A 26,319-nucleotide genomic window follows, 5' to 3' on the forward strand; every position below is an offset into this window, starting at 1 on the left:
GTTTCGCTGTTTTTATATTTTGAAGGCTTGAGGTAATAAAAGATGTTGGAAGATGCAAAGCGAGGAATGGAAATAGGAGAAAAAGTTATGATAGAGCTTTTCACAACGCCAAAGGAACAAGTTAAGATTGAACTCTTTCAGTACATCTTGTTTTCTCGGGCAGGTGAATTTTCTAAAGATTTAAAGGAGAAATTGAACTTGAAAAATGAGACTTTTAGACGGTACAGCAAGGAACTTGAAGAAGATATCCATGAACTTTTTGGTCAAGATATTAAGATAATAAAAAAGTCTTCAAAAATAGTCATAAAAATGAAGAATGAAATGACACCAGATTATATCGTGACCCGCTTGAAGCTGAATTATATGCGGAAAAGCCCTTTATATAATCTCCTCTCTACACTTATCAGTAAAAGTTACACATCAATTCCTGAAATTGCTTATGATTTGAACTTTAGTGAACCAACAGTCTACAAGTTATTGACACAAGTGAAGGAGATTATGCTCCCGTTTAAAGCCGAATTTGACTTGGCAAATGCGACAAATTTTTCGGGAGATGAACTTGGTGTACGCTATTTTCTCTATCTCACACATTGGCATCTTTTCAATACCTTAGGAAAAAAGCCTTTCTCTGATGCCTTTCCGCCAGAATTTATCGATATAAATTTTTTAAAGCGTTCTTTAAAAATTGAGCGAAAACTTTCAAAAGCTCAGGAACAAAAGTTGCTTATACTTGCAGGCGTGACCTCCTATCGTATCGTTTACTTTAAGAAATATGTCAAGGTTGAAAAAGCATTTTTAGAGGATATTTCGATATTTTATCGAGGTCACCACTGCTTAAATCTTGCTTCTTTTAATGTAGACCCAGAGATTATTGAGAAAGAGTCAATACTTCTTAGTTTTTTAGTCAGAGGTCTTATTTTTGAGTTTGATGATATGTACGAGAAAAAAAGGGTTGTTGAAAGATTTCAAAATTCGAAACTTTCTGTTGGTTATGAAGTCAGCCTGTTTCTAGAAAAATTTCGCGAGACGTTCTCTTTTGAGTTTTCCGAAGAAAATTATGTCAAATCATACTATCTTCTAGTACTTACCAACCTATATTCACGTTACATACAATTTAATGTTGATTTTTACCGTGCAGTTCCTATCGAAAAAAATTATGAATTGTTTGAAAAAAAGCCTCGTTATCGTGCTGTTAAAGATAGGCTGAATCAGATCATTACCTATTTTCCTTCTTCACAGCAGTTGAATGATTTAGAGAGAAAAAGTTTGACAGCACTACTTTATACAATTTACGAGCTCAATGCGCCAAGTATCCCTGTCCAAGTCTATATTAATCATACCTCAAGCATTGTGAATAGCTTCTATATTCAAAACACCTTGAAAAAATTTTTTAATAGCGATTTAATCGCTTTCTGCAAAACGATACCTGAAGCTGATGTTATTATTTCGAGTGATCCCGAAGGAAATTTCCTCTCCAAAGATGTTTTTTACTTTAAAAATATTTTTGATAAAGAAACATGGACCGACTTGATTGAGTTTTTGTCTAAATCGCTTTATGAGAAGAGGTTTCGGTAAAAATAAAATCCGCCGTGTTAATGTCAGAATAATACATAGAGTAAAAAACTCATTTTATCTATTTCTTTATTTTGAGAAAGTAACTTTATGTTATAATGATACTAATAGACTTTTTATTAAGGAAAATAATGATGAATATACAAGAAATGAACGCGCGCAAGGAGAAAATTCGTAATTTTTCGATCATTGCGCATATTGACCACGGAAAATCCACGTTGGCTGACCGTATCCTTGAACTGACAGAAACAGTCTCAAAACGTGAAATGCAGGCTCAGCTTTTGGACAGCATGGATTTGGAGCGTGAACGTGGTATCACGATTAAGCTCAATGCTATTGAGTTAGAATACACGGCTAAAGATGGAGAAACCTATATTTTCCACCTTATTGACACGCCTGGACACGTCGATTTTACCTATGAAGTTTCCCGTTCTTTAGCTGCCTGTGAAGGTGCTATTCTTGTTGTCGATGCAGCTCAAGGGATTGAAGCCCAAACCTTGGCCAATGTCTATTTGGCTTTAGATAACGACTTAGAAATTCTTCCCGTCATTAATAAAATTGACCTTCCTGCGGCAGATCCAGAACGAGTGCGTACTGAAGTTGAAGATGTCATCGGTTTAGACGCTTCAGAGGCTGTTTTAGCCTCTGCTAAAGCAGGTATCGGTATTGAAGAAATTTTGGAACAAGTTGTGGAGAAGGTTCCAGCACCTCAAGGTGATGTTGAAGCACCACTCAAGGCGCTGATTTTCGACTCAGTTTATGATGCTTATCGTGGTGTTATCTTGCAAATTCGTGTAGTTGATGGTTCTGTGAAGGTAGGTGATACTATTCAACTGATGTCAAATGGTAAAGAATTTGTTGTGACAGAGGTTGGGATTTTTACGCCTAAAGCAGTGGCGCGTGACTTCCTCATGGCGGGCGATGTTGGTTACTTGGCAGCTGCAATTAAGACAGTTGCGGATACACGGGTTGGTGATACAATCACTTTAGCTAATCGCCCTGCTGAAGAAGCACTTGCGGGTTATAAAAAAATGAATCCAATGGTCTTCTGTGGACTTTACCCGATTGATTCTAACCGTTATAATGACCTTCGTGAAGCCCTAGAACGCTTACAACTGAATGATGCCAGCTTGCAGTTTGAGCCAGAAACATCACAAGCGCTTGGATTTGGTTTCCGCTGTGGTTTCTTAGGCCTTTTGCACATGGATGTTATCCAAGAGCGCTTGGAACGCGAATTTAACTTAGACTTAATCATGACCGCACCATCTGTAATTTACCATGTCAACACGACTGATGGTGAAACAATGGAAGTGGCAAATCCAAGTGAATTCCCTGACCCAACACGTATTGAAAGTATTGAAGAACCATTTGTCAAAGCACAAATCATGGTGCCTAACGAGTTTGTCGGTGCCGTTATGGAGCTTGCTCAACGCAAACGTGGTGAATTTGTGACGATGGATTATCTTGATGCTAACCGTGTCAATGTTATTTATCATATCCCATTGAGTGAGATTGTCTTTGATTTCTTTGATAAGCTCAAATCTTCAACACGCGGCTATGCAAGTTTCGACTATGAAATCTCAGATTACCGTCCATCACGTCTCGTGAAGATGGATATTCTCTTGAATTCGGAAAAAGTCGATGCCCTTAGCTTTATCGTGCACAAAGATTTTGCTTACGAACGTGGTAAAGTTATCGTTGAAAAACTCAAAAAACTTATTCCTCGTCAACAATTTGAAGTACCAATCCAAGCCACTATTGGTCAAAAAATCGTGGCACGTAGCGACATCAAAGCCTTGCGTAAAAATGTCTTGGCTAAATGTTACGGTGGTGACGTTTCTCGGAAACGTAAACTGTTGGAAAAACAAAAGGCTGGTAAGAAACGCATGAAATCGATCGGCTCAGTAGAAGTACCACAAGAAGCTTTCCTTTCTGTTTTGTCTATGGATGAAGAATAAAGGTAAATAAGCTACTTTATATCACAAATAAGTAAAAGACAGTCTTTGAGGCTGTCTTTATTTTTTATGGTTTCCAGCCAGTTGTCCCAATAGGGATAACTGGCTGGAAACCATAAAAAACAAAAAAATGAGATATTTCTATCTCATTTAAAAGTCTAGCTTTTGGGGTTCACATCACTCGGGCTAGTCTTTTTTGTCTGTCTTCTTTCAAAAAGTATCTAACTTGGTGAATTTTTTATTCTTGAGTTGGTAGACAACATCAGAGTTTTGAGCTACCTCTGTTTCATGAGTCACGATAATTACAAGTTTATGATCTTCATGCGCTATTTTTTTGAAAAGCTCGACAATTTGGCGCGTCGTATTTTCATCAAGATTTCCTGTAGGTTCATCCGCAATGATGATATCATGATTTAAAACAAGGGCGCGTGCGATAGCCACACGTTGCTGCTGTCCTCCTGAAAGTTTACTTACAGGCTTGTATATTAAGTCCTCTGTCAAACCAACTTTTTCCAAGCTATCAATAATTGACTGCTTCTCATCGTCAAAGGCTACTTTTGAGATCCTGAGCGCTGTTTTTACATTTTCAAAAGCTGACATATAGGTTAATAAATTATAAGCTTGAAAAATGGTAGAAACGATGTTCTTACGATAATTGGTGAGCTGTTTTGCTTTTATCTCGTCTCCATTAAGTTTAATCTGTCCAGACTTGGGCATATCTAAACCTGCTAGAAGAGAGAGTAGTGTTGTTTTTCCACTTCCAGATTGGCCGAGAATACTGTACATAATGCCTGCTTCAAAAGTTTCTGTGACATCTTGAAAGAGGTAATCTTCAGGATGGTTATAGTAGTAAGTCAAATTTTCAATGTTTAATACTGTCATAATGTCCTCCTTCTTTAATTTGTCAGCACTTGTTTAGGGTTTAAGCGTAAAATACCAATTGCTGCTAAACCAACGGCCACAAGCGTAATCAAGAGTGCAAGAGCTGCTAAAATCGCGATTTGTTGAGGATTTGTTTTAATTTCGAGCTCATTTATGGCCTTGAGCTGTTCATTATTTTGTCCCATCCCAATCGCCGTACGCATTCCGCCAGGTTGAGCATTAGGACTTCCTTTTTCTGTCTGAGGTCCATCGTCTTGTCTTTGAGTACCATTTATTTGCGTAGGTTGATTGGTTTGACTGGTTTGAGTTTCTTGGTTAAGTAACTGTTGACCGACGGCATTGCCCACAAAGTTACCAGTAGCTGAGGCTATACCGATAGAAACGACCATTATCATAAACAGTTCAGTAAAGAATTGCGCCACAATTTTTCCTTTTGACTCGCCTAAGCTCATCAAGACACCAATTTCAAAGCGACGTTCTCGCACCATGAGCATGACGATAAGCGCAAGGATGATGGCACCTGCAAGTGTCACAAGGATAACAATATTTTTAGAAAAACTGCTGATATTGTTCAGAGGTTGTAGCATTTGTTGGTAGATAGCATCATTAGACTGTACTTCAAATTTATCTGTATCGATAAGCTTGGTAGCTTCTTTGACAAACTTCTCTGAATCTTCTGGGTTTTCCAGATTAAAGATTGCACTTCCAAGCGTTCCTGTTTTACCATCGATTTGGTTTGGCACACTCAAAGCAGTGTACATCTGATTGGCTGGGTTCATAAAGCTAAAGTCTGCGGCCAAATCATTTTCTGTTGAGCCTGATTTGTAAATTCCTACAACAGTCATTTTGTAAGTTTTATCATTACTATCTTTGAGGGTAAATGTTGAGTTTACTTTGAGGCTGTTCTGTTTAGCCAAGCTCTCTTCAATGACAACATTATTCGTTCCTTCATCAGAGGACTGAATCGCGCGTCCAGAGGTTATTTTATTTGTCCCACCCGAAAACTCTGAAGAGGCGAGCAAGTCGTTTGTACCAACGATTTTGAAATCACCGGGAGTACTTCCGCTCATTTCCGGCCCTGCCATAAAGACAGCTCCTTGTTTATCATTATTTTCTGAGGTGTCAGATTGACTTATTGCTTCGATATTGCTTTCGGCATTTGCTGTAGCTTGTTTTGTATACGAGTAAGATTTTATTCCAGAAAGTTTCGCTATTTTTTCAGCATCTGCTTGAGTAATGTCAGGCATATCGGACTTGTTCGTTTTCTCTGTTGAATCATTCTTAGAAAAATTTTCCATCATTGCAGAACGATTAATGGAGAGTGTAACAGTCGCTCCGGCACTCTTCTTCGCATTTTCGATGGAACGGTTAGAAGCTGTATGAATAACCAAACCCGAAAGAACAAAAATAAGTATAGTTGAAAAGGCCACAATAAGTAGAAGGGTTCGTGATAGTTTGGCTTTAGTAAAAAGCCAGGCACGTCTTATAAAATCCAAATGAGATTCTCCTTTGTCTAAATTAATAAAACAAATTGTATGCTTATTTACTTAAAAATTAGTTAAACGATACATAAGCGAAACTTAAGAAACATTTTATTGTAAAAAAGAGATGCGTTAGTAACTTTGAGTAGAGAGTTTAAGTCAATATTCTTGAAATTAATTAGAAAATAGAGTATTATTGACCAGTCAATGATTGATTAGTCAATTATTATGGAAAAGAATAAAAGTCACAGAAAGAGGATGGACATTTGATTATTGTTAATGCTAAATTTTTTATCAAAGACGAAAAAAGAGAAGAATTTTTAAGAGATACAGAGGAACTGATTGCTTCTTCCAGACAAGAAGAAGGATGTTTAGCTTACGATTTATACGAAGCAGTGCTTTCAACAAATGAGTTTGTGATGATTGAAAACTGGGCTTCCTTAGAAACAATCGAAAAACACAACACCAATCCTTTGCTGCTAGCTTTCGCGCAAAATATCAGTAACTATAGTGTTAAAAAGCCGGAATTGCAAATTGTAGAGAAGGGGGTAAAATAAGCTTATGTCAGTCATAACAACTATTTTAGGAGTCTTGGTCGCCATAGAATTCTTTTATATTACCTATTTAGAAACGGTAAAAACGACTTCTGATGCAACAGCTAGAGTGTTCAAAATGACCAGCGAGGATTTACAAAACAAAAACGTCCAAGTACTGTTTAAAAATCAAGGCATATACAACGGGTTGATTGGTATTGGGATACTTTATGCACTGTTTGTTTCTGCCGCACGCATTGAATTATTGAGTGTCTTCTTGGTATATATTATTTTAGTTGCGCTGTATGGGAGCCTCACGAGCGACCGCTTCATTATTTTTAAACAAGGTGGTTTAGCCATCTTAACTCTACTTAGTATTATTTTCTTCTAAATAGATAAAGTAATCCAACACTGAACAACAGTTTTTATAATAATTCCTAAGCTTTATAAGAAGGTATAGGTGATCCCAAACTGGAAAGGAAAGAAAAAAATGACGAAAAAAATATTAATCATAGAAACAAATACGCCCAAATATGATAAGACAAATAGAGCTACAGGGCTCTGGTTGGGAGAGACAACTCATTTTTATGATGAAATAATCTCTGCAGGTTATGAAGTTGACTTTGCAAGTCCAAAAGGTGGCTATGTTCCCCTTGATCCTGAAAGTTTTAAATATGCGAACGAAATCGATTGGAAATGGTATACAGAAAGAAGTTTTAGGGAAGATGCTCTTTCCAACACGAAAAAAATAACGGATTTAAATCCTCAGGATTATGGCGCTATATATTTTACAGGTGGTCATGGTGTACTGTGGGATTATCCCGAAGATAAAGAGTTGATGAAAGTCGCTGAAGCAATTTATTATGCAGGTGGATTTATAACGTCTGTTTGTCATGGTGCAGCTGGTCTTTTGAACTTGAAAGATGAAGAGGGGCAATACCTTATAAAAGATAAAGTCGTTACCGGATTTACAAACGAAGAAGAAGAGCTTAATGGAACAACAACTGCTGTCCCTTTCTTAACCGAAACCGAGTTAAATCAACGTGGAGCGCGATACAAAAAAGCCGCAGCTTTCAAAGAGTATGCTATTAGAGATGGGCGAATAATTACTGGACAAAATCCTCAATCTCCCCAAAAAGTAGCTGAATTACTTGTAGCTGAATTACGTAAATTAAACCACTAAAAAAAGAAGGCTCTACCTTCTTTTTTAGTTTGAAAAATAAGAGTGTTATGGTTTTCGTTTCATATTTTTCATAATGTTATTAAGTTGAGAGAGTTGCATAATCAAACTATTATAATTAATTTCATCAGATTGTCCTGCAAGTTCTTGTCCAACTTGTAGGGAAATAGCAGGAAGCATTTTTTTGAGTTTTTTTCCATCTACACTTAAAAATAGTTTGACAATACGCTCATCCGAACGCGAACGTTTTCGAACAAGATATCCTTTTTGTTCCAATTTCTTTAATAAAGGACTTAAGGTACCAGAATCTAAATATAATTCTTCCCCCAACTCATTCACGGTCATGCCATCTTCTAATGCCAGCAAAGCAATAAAGCTTGTGTATGTTAAGTCATACTTTTTTAAATACGGCTTGTACTGTTTTATAATTTCTTTAGAAGCAATGTATAGTTGAAAGCAAAGTTCCTTGTTTAAAATCGAATTACTCATAGTGTCCTCCCAAATATTTTTATTATAACTGATTTCATATATTTGTCAAATTCAATTATATTTAGTAAAATTAAATTGTGCACAATTAAAAATAAAAAGAGGTAAGGTAATGCAAAAAATATTTTCAACAAAAATGATAAATACAGGTGGCCGTAATGGTGAAGTCCACTCTCCCGATAATAGCTTTAAATTAGACATCGCAGCGCCAGGAAGTAAAGCTGTGGATGCGACAAATCCAGAACAGTTATTCGCAGCGGGGTATAGCGCTTGTTTTAACAGTGCTTTAGACTATGTCAAAAAATCAAGAAATGTTGATGGAGAATCAACTATAGAAGTAACTGTATCTCTCTATAACTTAAGTCAAGGCGCAGTACCTGACGTTGTTTTAGGTGTTGATATCGTAGGACATATAGACGGTGTAAGCTTTGAGGAAGCAAAAGAATTGTTAGAAATGGCCCATGAAACTTGTCCTTATTCTCGTGCGACAAAAGGTAATATTGAAGTTACGATTGATATTTTTTAAAACTGAGAAATACTGGTAGAATAAGTATCAGGGAATAATATAAATAGAGATAGAGATTGCTACGAGCTATCTCTTTTTGTTTAGACAATAACATAAAATATTATCCAATTATAAATTGTGCATAATAGACAAATAGTGTATAATTGTCTGATATATATATTCTAGGAGGAATTATTTTATGATTAAACTCATAGGTGTCTTGATTGTCTTGATTGGTTTTGTTTTCAAGATAGAGACCTTATTTGTTGTTGTTGTTGCTGGGATTTCTACAGGTCTGGTTGCAGGTTTGAGTATTCAGGAGATTCTAACTATTTTAGGTCAATCTTTTGTCGATAACCGTATGGTTTCGCTTTTTGTTTTGACTCTTCCAGTTATCGGTGTTTTGGAACGTAATGGACTTCGCCAACGTGCAGTAGATCTTATTGGCCGTATCCAGTCACTTACAACAGGTCGTATTGCCCTTGTTTATGTTTTTATTCGTTTTATTGCAGGCGCAATGTCTATTCGTATTAGTGGTCATCCACAGTTTGTTCGACCACTCATTCAGCCGATGGCCAAAGCTGCCGCAGTGAGTAAATTTGGTGATGTGGAGTCTGAAGACGATGATATTAAGGCAATTTCTGCCGCAGCAGAAAACTATGGTAACTTCTTTGGGCAAAATCTCTTTGCAGGGAGCGCCGGTGTTCTCTTGATTACTTCAACTATGTCAAGTTTTAACTATGATGTTTCAGCCGTAGACGTAGCAGTTGCCAGTATTATCATGGCTGTCCTTGCCTTTCTAGTGACAGCTATCCAGTTTGTACTGTATGACAGAAAACTTCTTCGAAAATTTGGAAAGAAAGAGGTAAAATAAACCATGCAAGCTTTTATTGACGTTTCATTAAATATTTTTTATGTCCTTATGGGTTTACTCATGATTTATATGGCCTATAAAGCTTTAACTACAATACAGGGAAGCAAACGTTTCGGAACGGCTCTTTTTTGGATTTTAATTGCTATACCATTTATTTTTGGTGCACTTATCCCAGCCTGGCTTGTAGGACTCTTTATTGTTTTAAGCAGTTTACTTACACTAACTAAGCAAGTGACCTTTGGGAAATATAAAGCTTTGGACGACAACTTTGGCGAAAAACAGTCTAAAGTCTTGAAGAATAAAATCTTTATTCCTTCCTTTATTCTGGCATTTGTAGCTGTTGGCATTGCGATGGCTTTAGGTAAATTTACCAATGCTTCACTCTTTGCTATCGGTGTAGCTTCGGTTGTTGCCTTAGTGTTTGCATTGATAATGACAAAAGCAAAAGTGACAGAATCCGTGGAGGATGGCGCACGCCTCTTTGATTCGATGGGGCCGGTTGCGATTTTACCACAATTGTTGGTTGCCTTAGGTGCACTCTTTACAACTGCAGGTGTTGGTGAAGTTATCTCCCAAGGGATTACAGGTATTGTCCCTGCGGATAACCGCTTGCTCGGCGTAGTAGCTTATGTTCTTGGCATGGTGATTTTCACGATGATTATGGGGAATGCTTTTGCGGCTTTCTCTGTCATCACAGCGGGTATTGGGATTCCGTTTGTCCTTGCCCAAGGAGCAAATCCCGTAATTGCTGGGGCATTAGCACTGACTGCAGGATATTGTGGTACTTTACTGACGCCAATGGCAGCCAACTTTAATATCGTGCCTGCTGCCTTGCTTGAGATGAAAGATGAGAATAAAGTGATCAAGGTACAAGCGCCAGTTTCACTTACGCTTATCGTTCTGCACATTCTCGTAATGTACTTTATCGCATTTTAAAAAGGAGATTATTCTATTATGAAAATTTTGTTAACAGGTTTTGATCCATTTGGTGGTGAAGCACTCAATCCAGCTGAAGAAGCTGTGAAACGTGTTGCGTCAGAAATCAACGGTGCTGAGATTATTAAGTTGATTATTCCGACTGTGCGTTATAAATCACTCGAAAAAATTGAAGAAGCTATTGAAAAACATCATCCAGATGTGGTTGTAAATATTGGCCAAGCCGGTGGACGCTTCGCGATTACGCCAGAGCGTGTCGCCATTAATGTGGATGATTTCAGAATTCCAGATAATGAAGGCAATCAGCCTGTCGATGAGCCCGTAAAAGAAGATGGTGCTCCAGCATATTTCTCTACATTGCCAGTTAAAGCAATGGTTAGCGAATTAAATAAAGCTGGCATTCCTGGAACCTTGTCTAACACAGCCGGTACCTTTGTATGCAACCATGTTTTCTATGGTGTGCGTTACCTCTTAGAGAAAAAATATCCCGAAGTTAAAGCTGGTTTCATTCATATTCCTTATGCTACATCACAAGTCATTGATAAAAAAGACACACCTTATATGTCATTGGACGAGATTGTTAAAGGGATTGAAGTTGCCTTAGAAGCATGCACGCGCTATTCCGAAGATTTACGTGTTATTGGTGGGGAAATATGTTAAGGAAAGTTTTTGTATACGGTAGCTTACGTACAGACATGTTTAATTATGAAAAATATTTAAAAGGTGAGGTTCTGGAAAGTACACCAGCAAAAATTAAGGGCAATCTCTTTCATATTGAAAATAAGGGTTATCCCGCAATCTTTGACGGTGATTCAGAAATAATAGGAGAAGTTTTTACTTTTTATGACTTCTCAAAAAGTATTCGAACACTCGATGGTATGGAAAATTTTAACCCAGAAAGTCCAGAAAGCAGTGAGTACCTCCGTCGAAGTACCACTGCCTCTCTCAGTAACGGCCAAACGGAAGAAGTTTACTATTATCACTATAATCCAAATGCAAGTTTTAATTCCAATGATCAGTTAGTACCTGTTGACTCAGGAGACTGGTTGGAATATATGTTGCAGACGGTTGAATAAAAACAAGAAGTCGTTGGGCTTCTTGTTTTTTTTGGATAAATGAAGCGTTACTCAAAAGAGAGTGTGCGATAATTTGGATTACAAACACTCTTATTAATAAAAGTGAAAGAAAATGGAAATAATCTAATACATGTGCTATACTTCCTTTGGAAGCGTATACTTTTGATTTGTTACAAAGTAAAATTCAGAAGTAACTCTTGGAGAAGATATACTCTCACTTTACTAAAAGAAATAGACAGAGAAGTTTGCTTTATCTTTATCCTCAAAAATAAAACACACAATAAAAACCCTGACACAATAAAAAGTGCCAAGGTTTTTTTATGAAACATAATCGAAAGCGTTTACAATCTAAATATACAATATTAATTATCTTATAAGGAGTTGTAATGAAAGAAAAAACTAGTCTTAAAGTGCGGGTTCAGAAACTTGGAACAGCACTCTCAAATATGGTTATGCCTAACATTCCAATCTTAATTGCTTGGGGTGTTCTCACGATGTTCTTTATCCCAGATGGTTTCACACCAAACAGTACTTTTGCTGCTATGGTTGGCCCAATGCTTGTCTTTCTTATTCCAGTCATGATTGGTTATACAGGCGGTAAGAATATCTATGATCACCGCGGAGGTGTTGTTGGTGCAATTGCCACATTTGGTTCGATTGTCGCCACAGCAACAACTACGATGGGCGGTCTTAATGAAAACGGCAATGTTCCGATGATTTTAGGTGCTATGATTTTAGGTCCTCTTGGAGCTTGGCTGATTAAAAAATTCGACCAAGTCGTGCAACCTCATATCAAAGCAGGGCTTGAGATGTTGATTAACAATTTTTCAGCTGGTCTTGTCGGTTTTGGTATTTCATTATTTGCTGTAAAAGTAGTTGGTCCATTAGTTGCAGCTTTAACAGATATTATGGGGCAAGGAGTTGATTTCCTTGTTTCCAATCACCTTATTCCTTTAGCAAATGTCTTTATTGAACCTGCTAAAATTCTATTTTTAAATAATGCCATTAACCAAGGTATTTTGACGCCTTTGGGTATCCAACAAGCCAGTGAACAAGGAAAGTCACTATTGTTTTTACTCGAAGCAAACCCTGGACCAGGTCTTGGTATTTTGATTGCCTTTTGGCTCTTTGGTAAAGGTTCAGCAAAAGCTACAGCACCAGGTGCGATGATTATTCAATTTATTGGTGGTATTCACGAAATTTATTTCCCATACGTGATGATGAAACCAGCTCTGTTTTTCGCAGTAATTGCTGGTGGTGTATCAGGTACTTTGACAAACAATTTCTTAGGGGCAGGTCTTCAAGCACCAGCGTCTCCAGGTTCAATTATTGCCATCACAGGAATGGCTTCTGGTAAGGCTGCAGGAGGCTTGGGAAATATTCTTAGTGTTTGGGCCGGTATTCTTGTAGCTGCAGGTGTTTCCTTCCTTGTTGCGTCCTTCATTTTGAAACGTGACAAGTCAATGGTTGATGACTCAGCACTTGAAGAAGCACAAGCCAATGTTTCGGAAGCAAAGGCTGTTGCCAAAGGGCAAGTTGCTCCATCTCACGAAGCAGTTGATTTTTCAGCGGTTAAACATGTCATTTTTGCTTGTGATGCGGGTATGGGTTCATCTGCGATGGGCGCATCCATCCTAAGAAACAAAGTTAATAAAGCTGGTTTGCCACAAGATGTTACAAATATTGCTATTGCTAATCTGAAAGCAGGGCCAGATACTATCGTTGTCACACAAGAAGAATTAGCTGCTCGTGCGGCGACAATGTCACCAGATGCAATTCGATATTCTGTTTCCAACTTTTTAAATTCACCAAAATACGATGAGATTATTTCCCAATTATCTCAAACACAGACTTCAGAGCCATCTAAAAGTGAACCGGTAACCTTAACGAACAGTCCAATAGTAGAAGAAGAAATAGATTTGAATCAAATCGATGAGGTTGTCTTTGCTCATGATGGTGAGCATATCGGTTCCCCAACGATGGGTAAAGAAACATTAGGGGCTATCTTTAAGATGAATGGCATTCAGCTTCCGATTTCAGATGTAGAGTTTTTAGGTTTAGCAGCTTTCAATGCAACAAACATCATGATTGTAACTACAGAAGAGTTTACCCATCGTGCTAAAAGAGTTGCGCCTAATGCTCAATATCTCGAGGTTGAAAGTCTGATTACAACACCAAGATATGATCAACTTGTCGCACGTTTGAACAAGTTATAAACCAAAAGTAAAGGGGGAAACCTCGTGTTAGTAACACAACGTGAACAACAAATCATCCAAGAATTTTTAGTGAAGGAAACCCTGACCATTGCAGATATGATGGAAGCGACTGGAGCCAGCAGAAGAACAATTTATCGGGATTTAGATAAATTTCAACTGACTTTGCCTAATATGGGTATTTATTTACGTACTTCAACAGAAGGCTATTATTTAGAAGGAGATCTTGCCCGGTTAGAGCAACTTCAGGAGCTCAAGGAGTTTTCGCCTCAAGAAAGACAAAAAGCTGAGATTGTTCTTTTAGTCACGAAGCATCATTCTCTTGAAGAATTAGCAGAACGTTTTGCAGTAAGTTTGCCCACTGTTATTTCGAATTTGAAACATTTAGATAAAATTTGTGAAGAAAATGAACTCTTTTTACATCAAGATGACGAAATTTGGATTACTGGAAAAGAAGAAAAAATTCGTTCGGTCTTGGTTTCGATATTAAATGACTCGATGAGTATCAGTGAAGCATTGAATGGCGATTTTGCGGAAGGTAAAATTTCTTCATTTTTGGAAACACAGTTTTTAGAGACAGCAAAAGCAATCTTTGAAAAAAATGTCGAGATAAAAGCGGTCGATAAAAGTAAGGTTTTGATGCAATTTTTCCTTGGCATAACACTGCTAAGGATTAACCAAGGAAAGACAATTTCATCTGGACTTTGGCGTAAACCAAGTAAAGAAGCAATTGCCTTTGTAAGGGAAATTATCCAAGAGCTAGGGGGAACATCTTTTAGTCTCACAGAGATTGTATATCTAGCCAGTATTTATGATGTACTTTACTTTGGTTTTGGTCGTGAAGTTCTTTTTATGGAAAAATTTGACAGTCAGTTTTCTTATAAAGTACGCCAACTAATCAGTGAAGTTTCACAAAAAATGGATATTGCTTTTATCAAAGACGATAAACTCTATGGCCTTCTTTATGCTCATCTAAAAGAAACAGAAATTTTACCGGATCTTTCCTCCGAAAAAGAAAATAAGTTTATCAAAAAGATTGAAGCGGACAACAAAAAAGTTTTTAAAGTGGTGCAGGATGTTCTGCCGAAAGTATTTTCACGGAAATTCTCCAGCACAGATACAGCTTTTGTAACTTTGCATTTCGTAGCGACTCTTGAACGAAGTGATTTGGTTCTTCCCTTAACAGCGGCTATTGTGACAAGTCGGGGGCGAATCTCTTGTGAATTTTTGATCAGTCACTTAAAGAAAAATTTCCCCTTTTTGAAGCGTATCGATATTATCCAATTGTCTGAAATACCGAATCTGGAGCACTATGATGTAGTATTTACAACAGAAAAAGAGTTGAATTATATTTATGTGAGTCGTATATTGGATCAGAAAAATACCGATGATATTCGTCACCAATTGCGTGTAATTCAACAAGAGGCAAGGAAAGAAAATAAGGAAGATGAGCCACGTCATACAGTAGATCTAAGCAGGTTATTCAGTATAAGTAATACTTTATTAGAACAATTTTCTCTGGAAACTTTAGAAAACCCGCCCCATTTGCAAGCTGTTATTGAACTTATTGTACAGCGTTTGGGTTTTTCAGAAAAAGAAGGATTGGCTCGGCTCTTGTTAGAACGTTTCGAGGCGACACATTTGGCTATTCCGGATACAAATATTGCACTGCTTCATGGTCTCCATGGAACAGTGCCGTATCCGCTTTTCAAAATATATGATCTAGAGGAGCGCATAGAAGTAATTGCCATGAACCAAGAAAAGATAAGCGTTAATCGTGTTCTCTTGTTATTAGCACCTCCAGAAGTTGACCATTATGCGACATATCTCTTGGGAAGAATATCGAGCTCAATCATCGAAAATAAACTGTATACGAAAATTTATGATTCCGGTAATCAAGAAGTTGTTGAAGAGCTCTTAAAAATGATTATGACTGAATCAATCCAAAAATATGGAGAATAAAATGAGAATTCAAAGAAATCTGATAAAACTAAATAAACATTTTGAAACAAAAGAAGAAGCGATTGAATATTGTGGTTCCTTACTTCATGATGCAGGCTGTGTGACCGCAGCCTATATTCCAGCTATGGTTCAACGTAACGAGGAACTTTCTGTATATATGGGGAATTTTATCGCCATCCCTCACGGCACAGATGAAGCAAAAAAAGAAGTTAAAAAAACCGGCATATGTATTGTGCAAGTTCCTCGGGGCATAAACTTTGGTGATGCTGAAGAACGCAAAGTGGCGACTGTTTTATTTGGAATAGCAGGTGTGGGAGACGAGCATTTGGAGCTTATCCAAAAAATCTCGCTTTTCTGCGCTGATGTCGATAATGTCGTTAAAATCGCAGATGCACAAACTGTTGATGAAATCGCAGCATACTTTGAAAACTAGATAATCTCAAAAATCTTGGCACAGTAAAAAGTGCCAAGATTTTTATTTAGTAGCGGAAAGAAAACGATTACAATAAAGGAGTAAAAAGAAGAAATGAAGGTAAATACAAATGAAAAAAGCAGTACATTTTGGCGCAGGAAATATCGGACGTGGTTTTATCGGAGAAATCTTATATAAGAACGGTTTTGAAATTGCCTTTGTCGATGTTAATGAAAAAATCATCAACGCTTTAAATGAGGAAGGAAAATATACGATTGAGCTGGCAGAGCAATCGCATGAAAAAATTCAAGTCCATAGTGTTTCGGGCATTAACAATGCGCAGAACCCTGAAGCAGTTGTTGAGGCTATCGCAGAGGTCGATATCGTTACTACAGCCATTGGGCCCAACATACTTTCTTTTATTGCGGAACTGATTGCTAAAGGCATTCAAAAGCGTAAAGTCCAAGGAAATCAAAAACAATTAGACATCCTTGCCTGTGAAAACATGATTGGGGGTTCCGAATTTCTTTTTGATAAGGTCAAAGAATATTTAACACCAGCTGATTTAGAATTTGTAGATTCAAAAATCGGCTTTCCCAATGCGGCAGTCGACCGTATCGTCCCCAATCAATCCCATGAAGATCCGCTCTATGTTGTCGTTGAACCCTTCCGTGAGTGGGTTGTGGACGAAAGTCAACTGAAAAACAGCGAAGTAAAGCTTGAAGGTGTTCATTATGCCGGAGATTTGGAACCTTTTATTGAACGTAAACTCTTCTCTGTCAACAGCGGTCATGCCACAGTGGCTTATACAGGTGCATACTATGGTTACCAAACGATTTTAGAAGCCTTACAAAATAATGAGGCATTGGCCTCACTTAAAGACGTCCAAGCTGAGACACGTCAGTTGCTCTTAGCCAAATGGGACTTTACTGAGGAAGAGTTGAAAGCTTATCATGAAACAATTATTGAGCGTTTCTCAAACACAGAGATAGTGGATGAGATAAGTCGTGTAGCACGTACTCCGATGCGTAAGCTAGGCTACGACGAACGCTTTATCCGCCCAATCCGTGAACTTTCTGAACGCGGTTTATCTTATCAAAGCCATTTGGCAGTGGTGGGGAAAATTTTTGCCTACAAAGACGAAAACGATAAAGAAGCTGTGGCTTTGCAAGAAGCATTAGAAGAGAAAGGACTTAACGCAGTTATCCGTGAAGTCACTAGTCTTACAGATGAGAGCTTGATTATGGAGATTGAGGCTAGTGCGAAAAAATATATGAAGTGAATTTCCCTTGAAAAAAGTTACGTTTTGATGAGGCTTTTAACTTACTTAGAAGACTAAAATGGTGAAAGAAAGGACTTTTCTGATATAATAAAACTATGAAGAAAAAAGTAATCGCTATCATCATCGCCCTTTTAGTTGGTGCAGTTGGGCTCTTCCTTTGGCAAACGAAGGTCTTTGCTCCAAAAACAGCAAAAGAAGAAGTAAAACAAGAGGAAAAATCAGGTCCTGTACGCTCAGAACTTACAGGCCTTGAAACGACTGCTGCAAAGGCAAAACGCCCGATAACAGCCGTGATGGTGGAAAATTCACCAGAAGCGCGACCGCAATCCGGTCTTAAAGATGCGGGAGTGGTTTTTGAAGCTGTCGCTGAAGGAGGCATCACACGCTTCGTAGCCCTTTATCAGGAAGCACAGCCTGATTTGATTGGCCCTGTGCGTTCTATTCGTCCTTACTTTGTGGAATGGGCAGCTGGTTTTGATGCTGGCTTAGCTCACGTGGGTGGCTCAGAGTTAGCTTTGAACATGGTCAAGTCGGGTGATTATGTCGCAGACTTAGATCAATTTAAAGCACCTGAGGGTATCTTCTGGCGTTCTGAGGACCGCGTGGCACCACATAATATGTATACGAAAATGAGCGGTTTGGACAAGTACATGACCAAGCTAGATAAGAAGAAATCTGATTTCCAAAGCTGGGACAGACAAGCACTCAAGTCAGATAAAACAGAAAGTGACCTGCCAGCTGCTCAAGCTATCAGACTTCCAGTCTCTACCGGTATTTTTGAAGTCAGCTATCATTACGATACAGCCAGCAAGACCTATCAACGTTTCCAAGGTGGTGAAGCACATCAAGACCGAGAAAAGGGTCAAATTTCACCAGATGTAGTCATTGCAATCATGGTCAATCAAAAACTATCCGCAGACGGTAACCACATGGACATCGAAACGACCGGTACAGGAAAGGCCTATATTTTCCAAAACGGCAAAGTCCAGGAAGGAAATTGGGCCAAACCAAATGCACAAACAAATATCAGCTTCACCGACGATCAAGGAAACAAAATCCCGCTCAAGTCGGGTCAAACTTGGATAACGGCAGTTGATAATAGTCGTGAAGTTGTTTGGGAGTAGTAGATGCTTAAAAAGAACAGTGAATTTCGCTGTTCTTTTCTATTTGAAGTCCTGCATGTTATAATGGTGAGAGAATAATTTGATGGAGAAACACAAAAGGATATAGGTTTTATACATGAAGCAAGTTTTTATTTTTTCGGATAACCAAAAGGACAGTATTTTTTGCTATGAACATGATCCAGTTATCTTAATCTTAAGGAGCAAGAATTTTCTAAGTTTCCTGCTGTTTATGTGTTAATCGGGCAGAATAAAAGATACGTTGGACAAACAGCGGGGCAAACTATAACTCAGCGTCTGTCTCAACATCTATCTGATGAAGCAAAAAATTGGGCAGAATCTGTGGTCTTTTTTTCAAGAAAAGATGGAAAGATGTCTAAAACGGAAACAGAGTATCTTGAGCATAAGCTTATTCAAGATTTTAAAACAAAATCTGATTTTGAGTTGACAAATTTGAATAATGGGAATACATCTTATATAGGAAAACTTCAAAAGCTCCAAGCAGAAGCGTTATATGAAAAAGTTTTTGAAATAAATGAAGATATTGCAAGTTTAAACTTCTTTGGAGAGGAATCACCTTTTTATGAATTAAAGCAAAAAGAGGTCAAGACAGACAAGTTTGTGATCTCTTACGATAAACAAAAAATAACGTCAAATTCAGCAAGGAAGTTATTTGTAGAGTTTGTTAGAAATCTGTTGAAGGATAACAAATATTCAGAAAAAATAAAGTCATTAATTGTGGATGACCGTCCAAGTCATGCCTTTATTTTAGGAACAAAACGTTCAACTTATGGTGGACGTCCAAGCTCTGTTCAAGTTTCAGAGAATATTTGGCTTTATACCAATTTGTCACGTAAGGATACTCGGCGAAAGTTGGAGAAATTGGCTGCTGATCTCAGTGTTAAAGTGGAATTAATTTGGGAATAGTATAACAATTATTAATATTTAAATAAAAAGATATAAAAGAGTGTCTACAAACGTAACACTCTTTTATGCTATAATAAAACACTATGCAAAACCCAAAAATAAAAACACCTCCAAGAACAAGTAAAAAAACTAAAAAGAAAACGAAGCGTATCCTCTTATCTATCATAAGCGTATTTATATTGCTTATCGTTGCTCTGCCTTTCTATGCTTGGAAAGTTGAGCCCTTCCTTGTGCATGTCAATCATGTCGAGCTGGGAAAGAAAAATGAGCGGACACCACTAAACGTTGTGCAAATCTCTGATTTGCAGGTTTCCGAGTACTTTGAAACAAATCGTTTAGATAAGGTGATTGAGAAGGTTAATGCCCAAAACCCAGATATTCTTTTGTTTACAGGAGATTTGTTTGATAATTACTCCAAGTATCCAGAACAAATGGCACCAATGATTGAAAAATTAAAAGCTTTTAAGGCAAATATTGGGAAGTATGCCGTTTGGGGCAATCATGATTATGGTGGCGGTGCTGTCCGCGTTTATGAAGATGTTATGTCGGCGGGTGGATTTACCGTGCTAAGAAATCAGGGAGAAACTCTAACATTGAGCGATGGTCGCCAAGTTTTCTTAGGTGGACTCGACGATTCTCTTTTAGGAAATCCTTCAGTATCCGATACGCTTGCTTACCGTCAAAACTATGACTATGCCATCACGATGACACATGAACCAGATGTGGCGGATGCTTTTATCGGTACAGATACACAGCTAGTTTTAGCGGGTCACAGTCACGGTGGTCAGGTCTGGATTCCCTTCTATCCGATAAAAAATGTTTTGGCTGAGAAGTATACACGGGGCTTATACCAGCTTGATGCCATTACACAACTGTATGTCAATACAGGGATAGGAACCACATCGATTCACGCGCGTTTTGGAGTTATACCTGAGGTAACTCAGTTCACCATTTATATTTAAAAGAAAAGAGGGGCTACTCTCTTTTTTGTTACAAAAAGAGCTTTGCCATCTCCTGTAAAGTGACTATTTTGCAGCTTTAAATATTATAAAATAGAAGAGTTGTCTATACATGAAACGGAAAGAATTGTAGGTGAAGCCTTGATTAGAGTATACTACCGCAAACCTTGTACCGCCAGCCAAAAAGCAAATTCATGGTTTCAGAACTATGGGATAGAAGCGAAATATGTCCGAATTGAAAAAATATCAGAAACGGATTTACTGGAAATTTTATCTCTATCTGAAGGTGGTTTTGCAGAAATTACTAAAAAATCACGAACATCTTCAAAGAAGACCTTGAAAGCCCTAATGGGACTCAATAAATTAACTTTTAAAGAAGCTCTTGCTTTCGTCACTGAGCATCCAGAATGTTTGATTACACCCATTATTATTGGTAAAAATAAGATGTTGGTAGGATATAATGAAGTCGAAATGAGGAAGTTTATTCCACGTTATCTGCGCGATTAAAAACTGTAATGTTTACAAATTTAGAGTTATAATAAGGAGATAGGGCATTCAAAAAAGTAAGGGACATTTATAATGAAAATAACAGCGATAGAAGATAGTGTGAGTTTGGAGCTCAAACTTTTGGAACTTATGAAAGAGAAGGGCGACTGGATTGATGCCGAAGAAATGGCAAAAACTTTGGGGATCAGTACAAAACGTACGACCAGTTTGATTAATAGTTTACTTCATGAGATAAGATCTTTTGACTCTGACAATCTCAATCTCAAAATATTAAAAGGGCGCGGAAACCTTTTAGAAATTAAGGATGCGCGTGATTATCGAAAATTTCGCCAGAAACTCATCGAAAATATCATTATTTATAAGATTCTCTTTTCGATTGCTTTAAATAAAGATGCAAATCTGGAACGTTTGGCTATGGAGAACTTTGTCAGCGAATCTTTGATTAAAAAGCGCATCGCAAGTGCCAATCAAATGATGGCTAATCTCGGTGTAAAGGTTGTAACCAGAAAAAAACAGTATCTTTTTCAAGGGGATGAACAACAAGTCAGAGGAATGTTAAATATTCTCTTTTGGCGCCTTTACCGAGGCGATGAGTGGCCTTTTTCAGGAGTTAATAAAGAAAAAATCATTAACTTGATTTCGCAAATAAGCCTTGAGATAGACTTACAGATGAATCAGTTTACAGCTTATCAAATTGCCTATATGTTTGCCATAAATTTCAGCAGATATCAACGCGGCTTTTCAGTAAACTTGGAAGAAGGCTGGGAGAAATATCGTTCGATTTGTGAATGGATTGATGATAAGACGGATATTTACGCTTTATTTTATAAAAATTATGGTTTTCCTAAACATGAAGTGGACTTTTTACTGATTGAAGCCATGACTAAGAGCAAAATTTACAATAGTCTTGAGCATAAGGCACCCGATTTTTGGAGTGTTCTTGAAGGGACACCCGCCTTTGAAGCTACAGAACGTTTGGTGCAAAAAATGGAAACACACACAGGGAAACTCTCCGAAGAGAAAAGAAGATTGTTCTTGCGGTATATTTATCCCTGTCATTTGCATGCGGACCTATTCTCAAACATCATTTTCTCAGAGTCTGGGCACCATGCAATTAACGTTTCGTCTTACTTTTTCCCAGTCATGCGCCAGTCTTTGAAAAAACTCCTTGCTGAGCTATATCAAGAAAGTGGACTCACACTCTTTTTAAATGAAGAATACTTGATTGGCGAGTATATACTGGCTTTATCCTTCTTTATGCCCGTCCAGTTTCAGGAAAAAGAAATCACGCTCTTCATTGATACTGACTTGTCCGAGATGCTAGAAAAATTGTTAATCCGACAAATTTTTAATCAATTTGGTCATCTTTATAATTTAAAAATAATCACAAGTCTATCAGAACCAGAACAAAATGTAGATATCGTTATTTCGACAAGCGCTATGGGTGAGCACAGTAATTTGAAAAAAACAGTGCAGTTATTCCTTGTTCATCCTTTCCTCACGCGAAGGGAAATCGAGGACATTGAGGATTATCTACATATTTTAATCACCAAAAATGACGAGTAATATTCGTCTTTTTTTGTTGCTTCCCATCTGCCATTTTTTACCCCAATATCTTTTCCTATAGTGATAAGCTAGAAGTATTAAAAAAGACGATAAGAGGTATTAAAATGGCTTTAGATGCTATAAAAATATTACAAGATGTGGTCCAAATCAACTCAGTCAATGGCAACGAAGAAGAAGTGGCGAACTATTTGCGTGCGTTACTTCAAGAGCATGATATTGCAGCCAAGATAATTCCTTACAGCGAGGGACGCGCCAGTCTTGTTGCCGAGATTGGAAACGGTAATGGTCCGGTAATAGGTTTTGATGGGCATGAAGATACAGTATCTTTAGGAGATGAGAGCAAGTGGACATATCCGCCTTTAAGTGCGACTATAACCGAAGAGGGAAAAATGTACGGACGTGGCACTACAGACATGAAGTCTGGCCTTGTTGCAGCCGTTGTAGCTATGATTAATCTCAAAGAAAGTGGCGTTCCTCTGAATGGGACAGTGCGCTTACTCGCTACTGTGGGTGAAGAAAAAGGTGAACTTGGAGCAGGTCAGCTTGCAGAACTTGGTTATGCCGATGATATGGAAGCTTTAGTTGTCTGTGAGCCAACAGGTGGAGACTTCGCCACATTGCAACAAATGAAAGATACGATTCCGCTCGACATTCCGAAGTTCGACGGGGAGATGCGTCTCATCTTTATTGGCCATAAAGGTTCCGTCAACTATAAGGTACATGCCAAAGGCAAGGCTGCACATAGCTCAATGCCAGAGCTGGGTCAAAATGCCATCGAAGGTTTACTTAAGTTTTATGATAAACAAAAAGCATATTTTGATAAGCTTACAGAAGAAGATGATCTTTTAGGTTCAACTATTCCAGTCGTGACTTTGATTAATGGTGGTGAACAGATTAATACTGTTCCGGCCAACGCGAGTATGGGTGTGAAAATCCGTACCATTCCCGCATTGTCTAATGAAAAATTGATTGCGGATATTCAAGCGCTGATTGATGAATGTAATCGTGAGCAAGCAGTAGAGTTATCTTTAGAGGTCACCGAAAATGTTGCCCCTGTCAAAAGTAGCCCAGACTCAAAAATAGTAAAAGTAACTTCTGAAGTTTTGGAAGAACATCTGCAGCAGAAAGCACCACAAGTTGGTGTATCTGGTGGAACAGACGCCTCACAGTTTGTAAGAGCTAATCCTAATCTTGATATTGTGGTTTGTGGGCCCGGAAATGCTACAGCGCATGCTGTTGACGAGTATGTCCTTATAGATAGCTTTTTAGACTTTATCAAAATATATGAAAACATGATTCAAAAATATTTTGCAAGTTGAAACGGATAGGAGGAGATAACACTTTTGGCCAAGTAGCCTTTCTTGAGCCAAAGTGTTATTTTTTTGTGACATTTCCTCAATTTTCTTCCTATATGAACTTCTATTATCTTTTATTGGCTCTATATAGTATAATAAAGAGTATGAAAAAAATAATCTCCCTTGGCTTAATACTTCTCGGTATTCTTGCAGATCAGCTATTGAAAGCTTGGACTGTTGCTAATATTCCATTGGGAGGAGAAAAGGAATTTATTCCTGGTATCCTCAGCCTAACCTATCTTCGAAACGAAGGTGCAGCTTGGTCGATGCTCGAAGGAAAACAATGGTTTTTCCTCATCTTGACACCAATCGTGATTATAGCCGCCCTTTATTTCCTTAATAAAAAAATAAATCAAAACTGGTACTTTGCCGCACTGACTTTGATTATTTCGGGAGCGCTAGGGAACTTTATTGACCGGGTGCGACAATCTTTTGTGGTGGACATGTTCCAGACGGATTTCATCAATTTTCCAATATTTAATATCGCTGATATACTGCTTTCAATAGGTTTTGTAGTACTCTTTATCGCGATTATTTTAGACAAAGAGGTAGAATAAATGACAGTAGTAATTATTGACGAGCCAAATGCGGGGCTTCGTTTAGACAAGGCTTTAGCAAACTTGAGTGATGCTTCACGTTCAGTATTGACAGAGCTGATTCGTGATGGGAAAGTCACGGTAGACGGGAAAGTAAAAAAAGCAAAATATAAAGTAAAAGCAGGGGAAACTATCACCTACGAATTACCAGAAGTTGAAGTGCTTGATATCCAAGCTGAAGATATTCCTTTAGATATTGTTTATGAAGATTCTGATGTGGCAGTAATTAACAAGCCCCAAGGAATGGTTGTTCACCCAAGTGCGGGACATGCTTCAGGTACTTTGGTCAACGCCATTATGTACCACATCAAAGATCTTTCTTCTATTAATGGTGTGATTCGCCCCGGTATTGTCCACCGTATCGATAAGGATACTTCCGGTTTACTGATGATTGCCAAAAATGATGCCGCACATGAGTCTTTAGCGGCACAGCTCAAAGCAAAAACAAATAAACGCCGTTATCTTGCACTTGTGCATGGCGAGTTACCAAATGAAAAAGGTACGATTGAAGCCCCGATTGGTCGCAATCCTAAAGAGCGTAAGAAGCAAGCTGTGATTTCAGGTGGAAAACCAGCCAAAACGCATTTTACCGTTTTGGAACGTTTCCCTGGATATACTCTTGTTGCCCTTGAGCTTGAAACAGGACGTACACATCAGATACGTGTACACATGGCTTATATTGGCTTCCCAATCGCTGGAGATCCTCTCTATGGCCCAAGTAAAACTTTAACGCCAAACAAGGGACAATTTCTCCATGCCGAAACCCTAGGTTTTGAGCATCCTGCAACGGGCGAACTGCTTGAGTTCCAGGTCGACATTCCTGAAATATTTGCTCAACAACTTGATAATTTAAGAGGCTTGTCGTAAGACAGGTTTTTTATGTCCAATACGCCTTAGGTCATTGTATAATTTCAGAGTGCCTAAGTCCGTTGTGAATTCTGAGTTATTGTTAAACAAAAACCATCAAGCTGTTTTATAAATTTTTACCGTCCTAGAATGAATTTGTGGTAAAATAGTTCTATGCTAAAAAAATCTGATTTCGAAAAATTTCCTGATTTGCTTGTCAAATATGACGAGCCATTGTCAAATTACACCTACACCAAAGTTGGCGGACCAGCAGATTTTCTTGCTTTTCCCGCTTCAAGTGAAGAGTTAAGCGAGCTTCTCGACTTAGCACGAGCAGCAGAAACACCAATTACAGTATTGGGTAATGCATCCAACTTAATCGTTCGTGATGGTGGCATTCGTGGCTTAGTGATTTTACTTGAAAAAATGAATCACGTAAAAGTAGATAAAAATGTAATCACAGCTGAAGCAGGCGCAAAATTGATTGACACCACACATGTTGCGCTTGATCATGCCTTGACGGGCTTCGAGTTTGCATGTGGTATTCCTGGTTCTGTTGGTGGGGCAGTCTTTATGAATGCTGGCGCCTATAGCGGTGAAATTGCCCATGTTTTACTCAATTGTACTGTTATTGACCAGGAAGGTCATCTCCGTGTATTAGAGGCAGATGAAATGAAATTCGGCTATCGCCATTCTGTTATTCGTGATGAGGACTTGATTGTTGTATCAGCTCAGTTTAAACTTGAAGCTGGTGATGCTTCAGTTATCAAAGCGGAAATGGACCGCTTAACAGGACTACGTGAAAGTAAGCAACCGCTCGAATATCCGAGCTGTGGTTCAGTATTCAAACGCCCTGCCGGACATTTCGCTGGACAGCTTATCCAAGAGGCAGGTATGCAAGGGCACCGTATCGGTGGTGTGGAAGTATCTAAAAAGCATGCTGGCTTTATGGTTAATGTCGATCAGGGTACAGCTACAGATTACGAAAATTTGATTGCTTATGTCATTGAGCATGTGAAGGAAAATTCTGGATTAACACTAGAAGCAGAAGTCCGTATTATCGGTGAGAAATTAGAAAGATAAAAACAAAGAA

Annotated in this window: 26 protein-coding genes; 23 read left to right on the top strand and 3 right to left on the bottom strand. The window is 38.1% G+C overall.

Features of this window, described 5'->3' with window-relative positions; all coding sequences use genetic code 11:
- Positions 1-87: 87 nt before the first annotated feature.
- Both BZZ03_RS03345 and lepA read left to right on the top strand, forming a co-directional pair.
- Positions 88-1,575, top strand: a complete 1,488-nt coding sequence (locus tag BZZ03_RS03345) for a helix-turn-helix domain-containing protein (RefSeq protein ID WP_225210268.1) — start codon at positions 88-90, stop codon at positions 1,573-1,575.
- Between the two features lie 131 nt (positions 1,576-1,706).
- A complete protein-coding gene (gene lepA / locus BZZ03_RS03350) occupies positions 1,707-3,530 on the top strand; it encodes a translation elongation factor 4 (RefSeq protein ID WP_017370250.1) in 1,824 nt (607 codons plus the stop codon).
- Positions 3,531-3,737: 207 nt separating this feature from the next.
- Here the strand turns inward: lepA and BZZ03_RS03355 are convergent, their stop codons facing one another.
- Positions 3,738-4,409 (bottom strand): ABC transporter ATP-binding protein, encoded by a 672-nt coding sequence (locus tag BZZ03_RS03355; protein WP_086582507.1) that lies wholly within the window; start codon positions 4,407-4,409, stop codon positions 3,738-3,740.
- Positions 4,410-4,423: 14 nt separating this feature from the next.
- Positions 4,424-5,905, bottom strand: a complete 1,482-nt coding sequence (locus BZZ03_RS03360; RefSeq protein WP_086582508.1) for an ABC transporter permease — start codon at positions 5,903-5,905, stop codon at positions 4,424-4,426.
- A 251-nt stretch (positions 5,906-6,156) separates the two neighbouring features.
- On the opposite strand from BZZ03_RS03360, the gene BZZ03_RS03365 reads away from it, so the two are divergent.
- The 3 genes from BZZ03_RS03365 (at position 6,157) to BZZ03_RS03375 (ending at position 7,606) form a co-directional block, all read left to right on the top strand.
- Positions 6,157-6,447 (top strand): putative quinol monooxygenase, encoded by a 291-nt coding sequence (locus BZZ03_RS03365; protein WP_086582509.1) that lies wholly within the window; start codon positions 6,157-6,159, stop codon positions 6,445-6,447.
- A gap of 4 nt (positions 6,448-6,451) precedes the next feature.
- Positions 6,452-6,814: a DUF1304 domain-containing protein gene (locus tag BZZ03_RS03370; protein ID WP_086582510.1), complete on the top strand. Its 363-nt coding sequence runs from the start codon at positions 6,452-6,454 to the stop codon at positions 6,812-6,814.
- A 99-nt stretch (positions 6,815-6,913) separates the two neighbouring features.
- Complete coding sequence (locus tag BZZ03_RS03375) at positions 6,914-7,606, top strand: type 1 glutamine amidotransferase domain-containing protein (RefSeq protein ID WP_086582686.1); 693 nt, start codon at positions 6,914-6,916, stop codon at positions 7,604-7,606.
- A 45-nt stretch (positions 7,607-7,651) separates the two neighbouring features.
- On the opposite strand, the gene BZZ03_RS03380 is transcribed toward BZZ03_RS03375, so the two are convergent.
- On the bottom strand, positions 7,652-8,092 hold the full coding sequence (locus BZZ03_RS03380) for a MarR family winged helix-turn-helix transcriptional regulator (protein ID WP_086582511.1): 441 nt from the start codon (positions 8,090-8,092) through the stop codon (positions 7,652-7,654).
- 109 nt (positions 8,093-8,201) lie between these two features.
- Here BZZ03_RS03380 and BZZ03_RS03385 point away from each other — a divergent pair, with 109 nt between their 5' ends.
- The 18 genes from BZZ03_RS03385 to murB all read left to right on the top strand — a co-directional run bounded on the left by BZZ03_RS03385 (position 8,202) and on the right by murB (position 26,309).
- Positions 8,202-8,615, top strand: coding sequence for an organic hydroperoxide resistance protein (locus BZZ03_RS03385; RefSeq protein ID WP_019292531.1), 414 nt, complete (start codon positions 8,202-8,204; stop codon positions 8,613-8,615).
- Between the two features lie 178 nt (positions 8,616-8,793).
- Complete coding sequence (locus BZZ03_RS03390) at positions 8,794-9,468, top strand: DUF969 domain-containing protein (protein WP_017370240.1); 675 nt, start codon at positions 8,794-8,796, stop codon at positions 9,466-9,468.
- A gap of 3 nt (positions 9,469-9,471) precedes the next feature.
- The gene (locus tag BZZ03_RS03395) at positions 9,472-10,404 is read left to right on the top strand and encodes a DUF979 domain-containing protein (RefSeq protein ID WP_017370239.1); all 933 of its coding nucleotides are present in this window, start codon (positions 9,472-9,474) and stop codon (positions 10,402-10,404) included.
- Positions 10,405-10,422: 18 nt separating this feature from the next.
- The gene (pcp, locus tag BZZ03_RS03400) at positions 10,423-11,064 is read left to right on the top strand and encodes a pyroglutamyl-peptidase I (RefSeq protein ID WP_019293510.1); all 642 of its coding nucleotides are present in this window, start codon (positions 10,423-10,425) and stop codon (positions 11,062-11,064) included.
- On the top strand, positions 11,058-11,480 hold the full coding sequence (locus BZZ03_RS03405) for a gamma-glutamylcyclotransferase family protein (RefSeq protein WP_086582512.1): 423 nt from the start codon (positions 11,058-11,060) through the stop codon (positions 11,478-11,480). The genes pcp and BZZ03_RS03405 overlap by 7 nt, the downstream gene beginning before the upstream one ends.
- Before the next feature lie 386 nt (positions 11,481-11,866).
- Entirely contained in the window at positions 11,867-13,696 is a 1,830-nt protein-coding gene (locus BZZ03_RS03410) for a PTS transporter subunit EIIC (RefSeq protein WP_086582513.1), read from the top strand.
- Positions 13,697-13,720: 24 nt separating this feature from the next.
- Complete coding sequence (locus BZZ03_RS03415; RefSeq protein ID WP_086582514.1) at positions 13,721-15,655, top strand: BglG family transcription antiterminator; 1,935 nt, start codon at positions 13,721-13,723, stop codon at positions 15,653-15,655.
- A 1-nt stretch (position 15,656) separates the two neighbouring features.
- Positions 15,657-16,088 carry a PTS sugar transporter subunit IIA gene (locus tag BZZ03_RS03420; RefSeq protein ID WP_017370234.1) on the top strand — a complete coding sequence of 144 codons (432 nt, stop codon included), beginning with the start codon at positions 15,657-15,659 and terminating at the stop codon, positions 16,086-16,088.
- Between the two features lie 109 nt (positions 16,089-16,197).
- Entirely contained in the window at positions 16,198-17,349 is a 1,152-nt protein-coding gene (locus tag BZZ03_RS03425; protein ID WP_086582515.1) for a mannitol-1-phosphate 5-dehydrogenase, read from the top strand.
- A gap of 95 nt (positions 17,350-17,444) precedes the next feature.
- Positions 17,445-18,473 (top strand): DUF3048 domain-containing protein, encoded by a 1,029-nt coding sequence (locus BZZ03_RS03430; protein WP_086582516.1) that lies wholly within the window; start codon positions 17,445-17,447, stop codon positions 18,471-18,473.
- Positions 18,474-18,842: 369 nt separating this feature from the next.
- Complete coding sequence (locus BZZ03_RS03435; RefSeq protein ID WP_233128948.1) at positions 18,843-19,397, top strand: hypothetical protein; 555 nt, start codon at positions 18,843-18,845, stop codon at positions 19,395-19,397.
- 83 nt (positions 19,398-19,480) lie between these two features.
- Positions 19,481-20,359: a metallophosphoesterase gene (locus tag BZZ03_RS03440; RefSeq protein ID WP_086582517.1), complete on the top strand. Its 879-nt coding sequence runs from the start codon at positions 19,481-19,483 to the stop codon at positions 20,357-20,359.
- Between the two features lie 99 nt (positions 20,360-20,458).
- On the top strand, positions 20,459-20,863 hold the full coding sequence (locus tag BZZ03_RS03445) for an ArsC/Spx/MgsR family protein (protein WP_046401272.1): 405 nt from the start codon (positions 20,459-20,461) through the stop codon (positions 20,861-20,863).
- Positions 20,864-20,935: 72 nt separating this feature from the next.
- Positions 20,936-22,429 (top strand): helix-turn-helix domain-containing protein, encoded by a 1,494-nt coding sequence (locus tag BZZ03_RS03450; RefSeq protein ID WP_086582518.1) that lies wholly within the window; start codon positions 20,936-20,938, stop codon positions 22,427-22,429.
- Between the two features lie 104 nt (positions 22,430-22,533).
- Positions 22,534-23,748, top strand: a complete 1,215-nt coding sequence (locus tag BZZ03_RS03455; protein WP_086582519.1) for an ArgE/DapE family deacylase — start codon at positions 22,534-22,536, stop codon at positions 23,746-23,748.
- Between the two features lie 140 nt (positions 23,749-23,888).
- On the top strand, positions 23,889-24,341 hold the full coding sequence (lspA, locus tag BZZ03_RS03460) for a signal peptidase II (protein ID WP_019335565.1): 453 nt from the start codon (positions 23,889-23,891) through the stop codon (positions 24,339-24,341).
- A complete protein-coding gene (locus BZZ03_RS03465; RefSeq protein WP_086582520.1) occupies positions 24,342-25,247 on the top strand; it encodes an RluA family pseudouridine synthase in 906 nt (301 codons plus the stop codon).
- A 153-nt stretch (positions 25,248-25,400) separates the two neighbouring features.
- Complete coding sequence (gene murB, locus BZZ03_RS03470; protein ID WP_019293497.1) at positions 25,401-26,309, top strand: UDP-N-acetylmuramate dehydrogenase; 909 nt, start codon at positions 25,401-25,403, stop codon at positions 26,307-26,309.
- Positions 26,310-26,319 lie beyond the last annotated feature (10 nt).

The organism is Lactococcus petauri (assembly GCF_002154895.1).
In the GTDB taxonomy this organism is placed as follows: Bacteria; Bacillota; Bacilli; order Lactobacillales; family Streptococcaceae; genus Lactococcus; species Lactococcus petauri.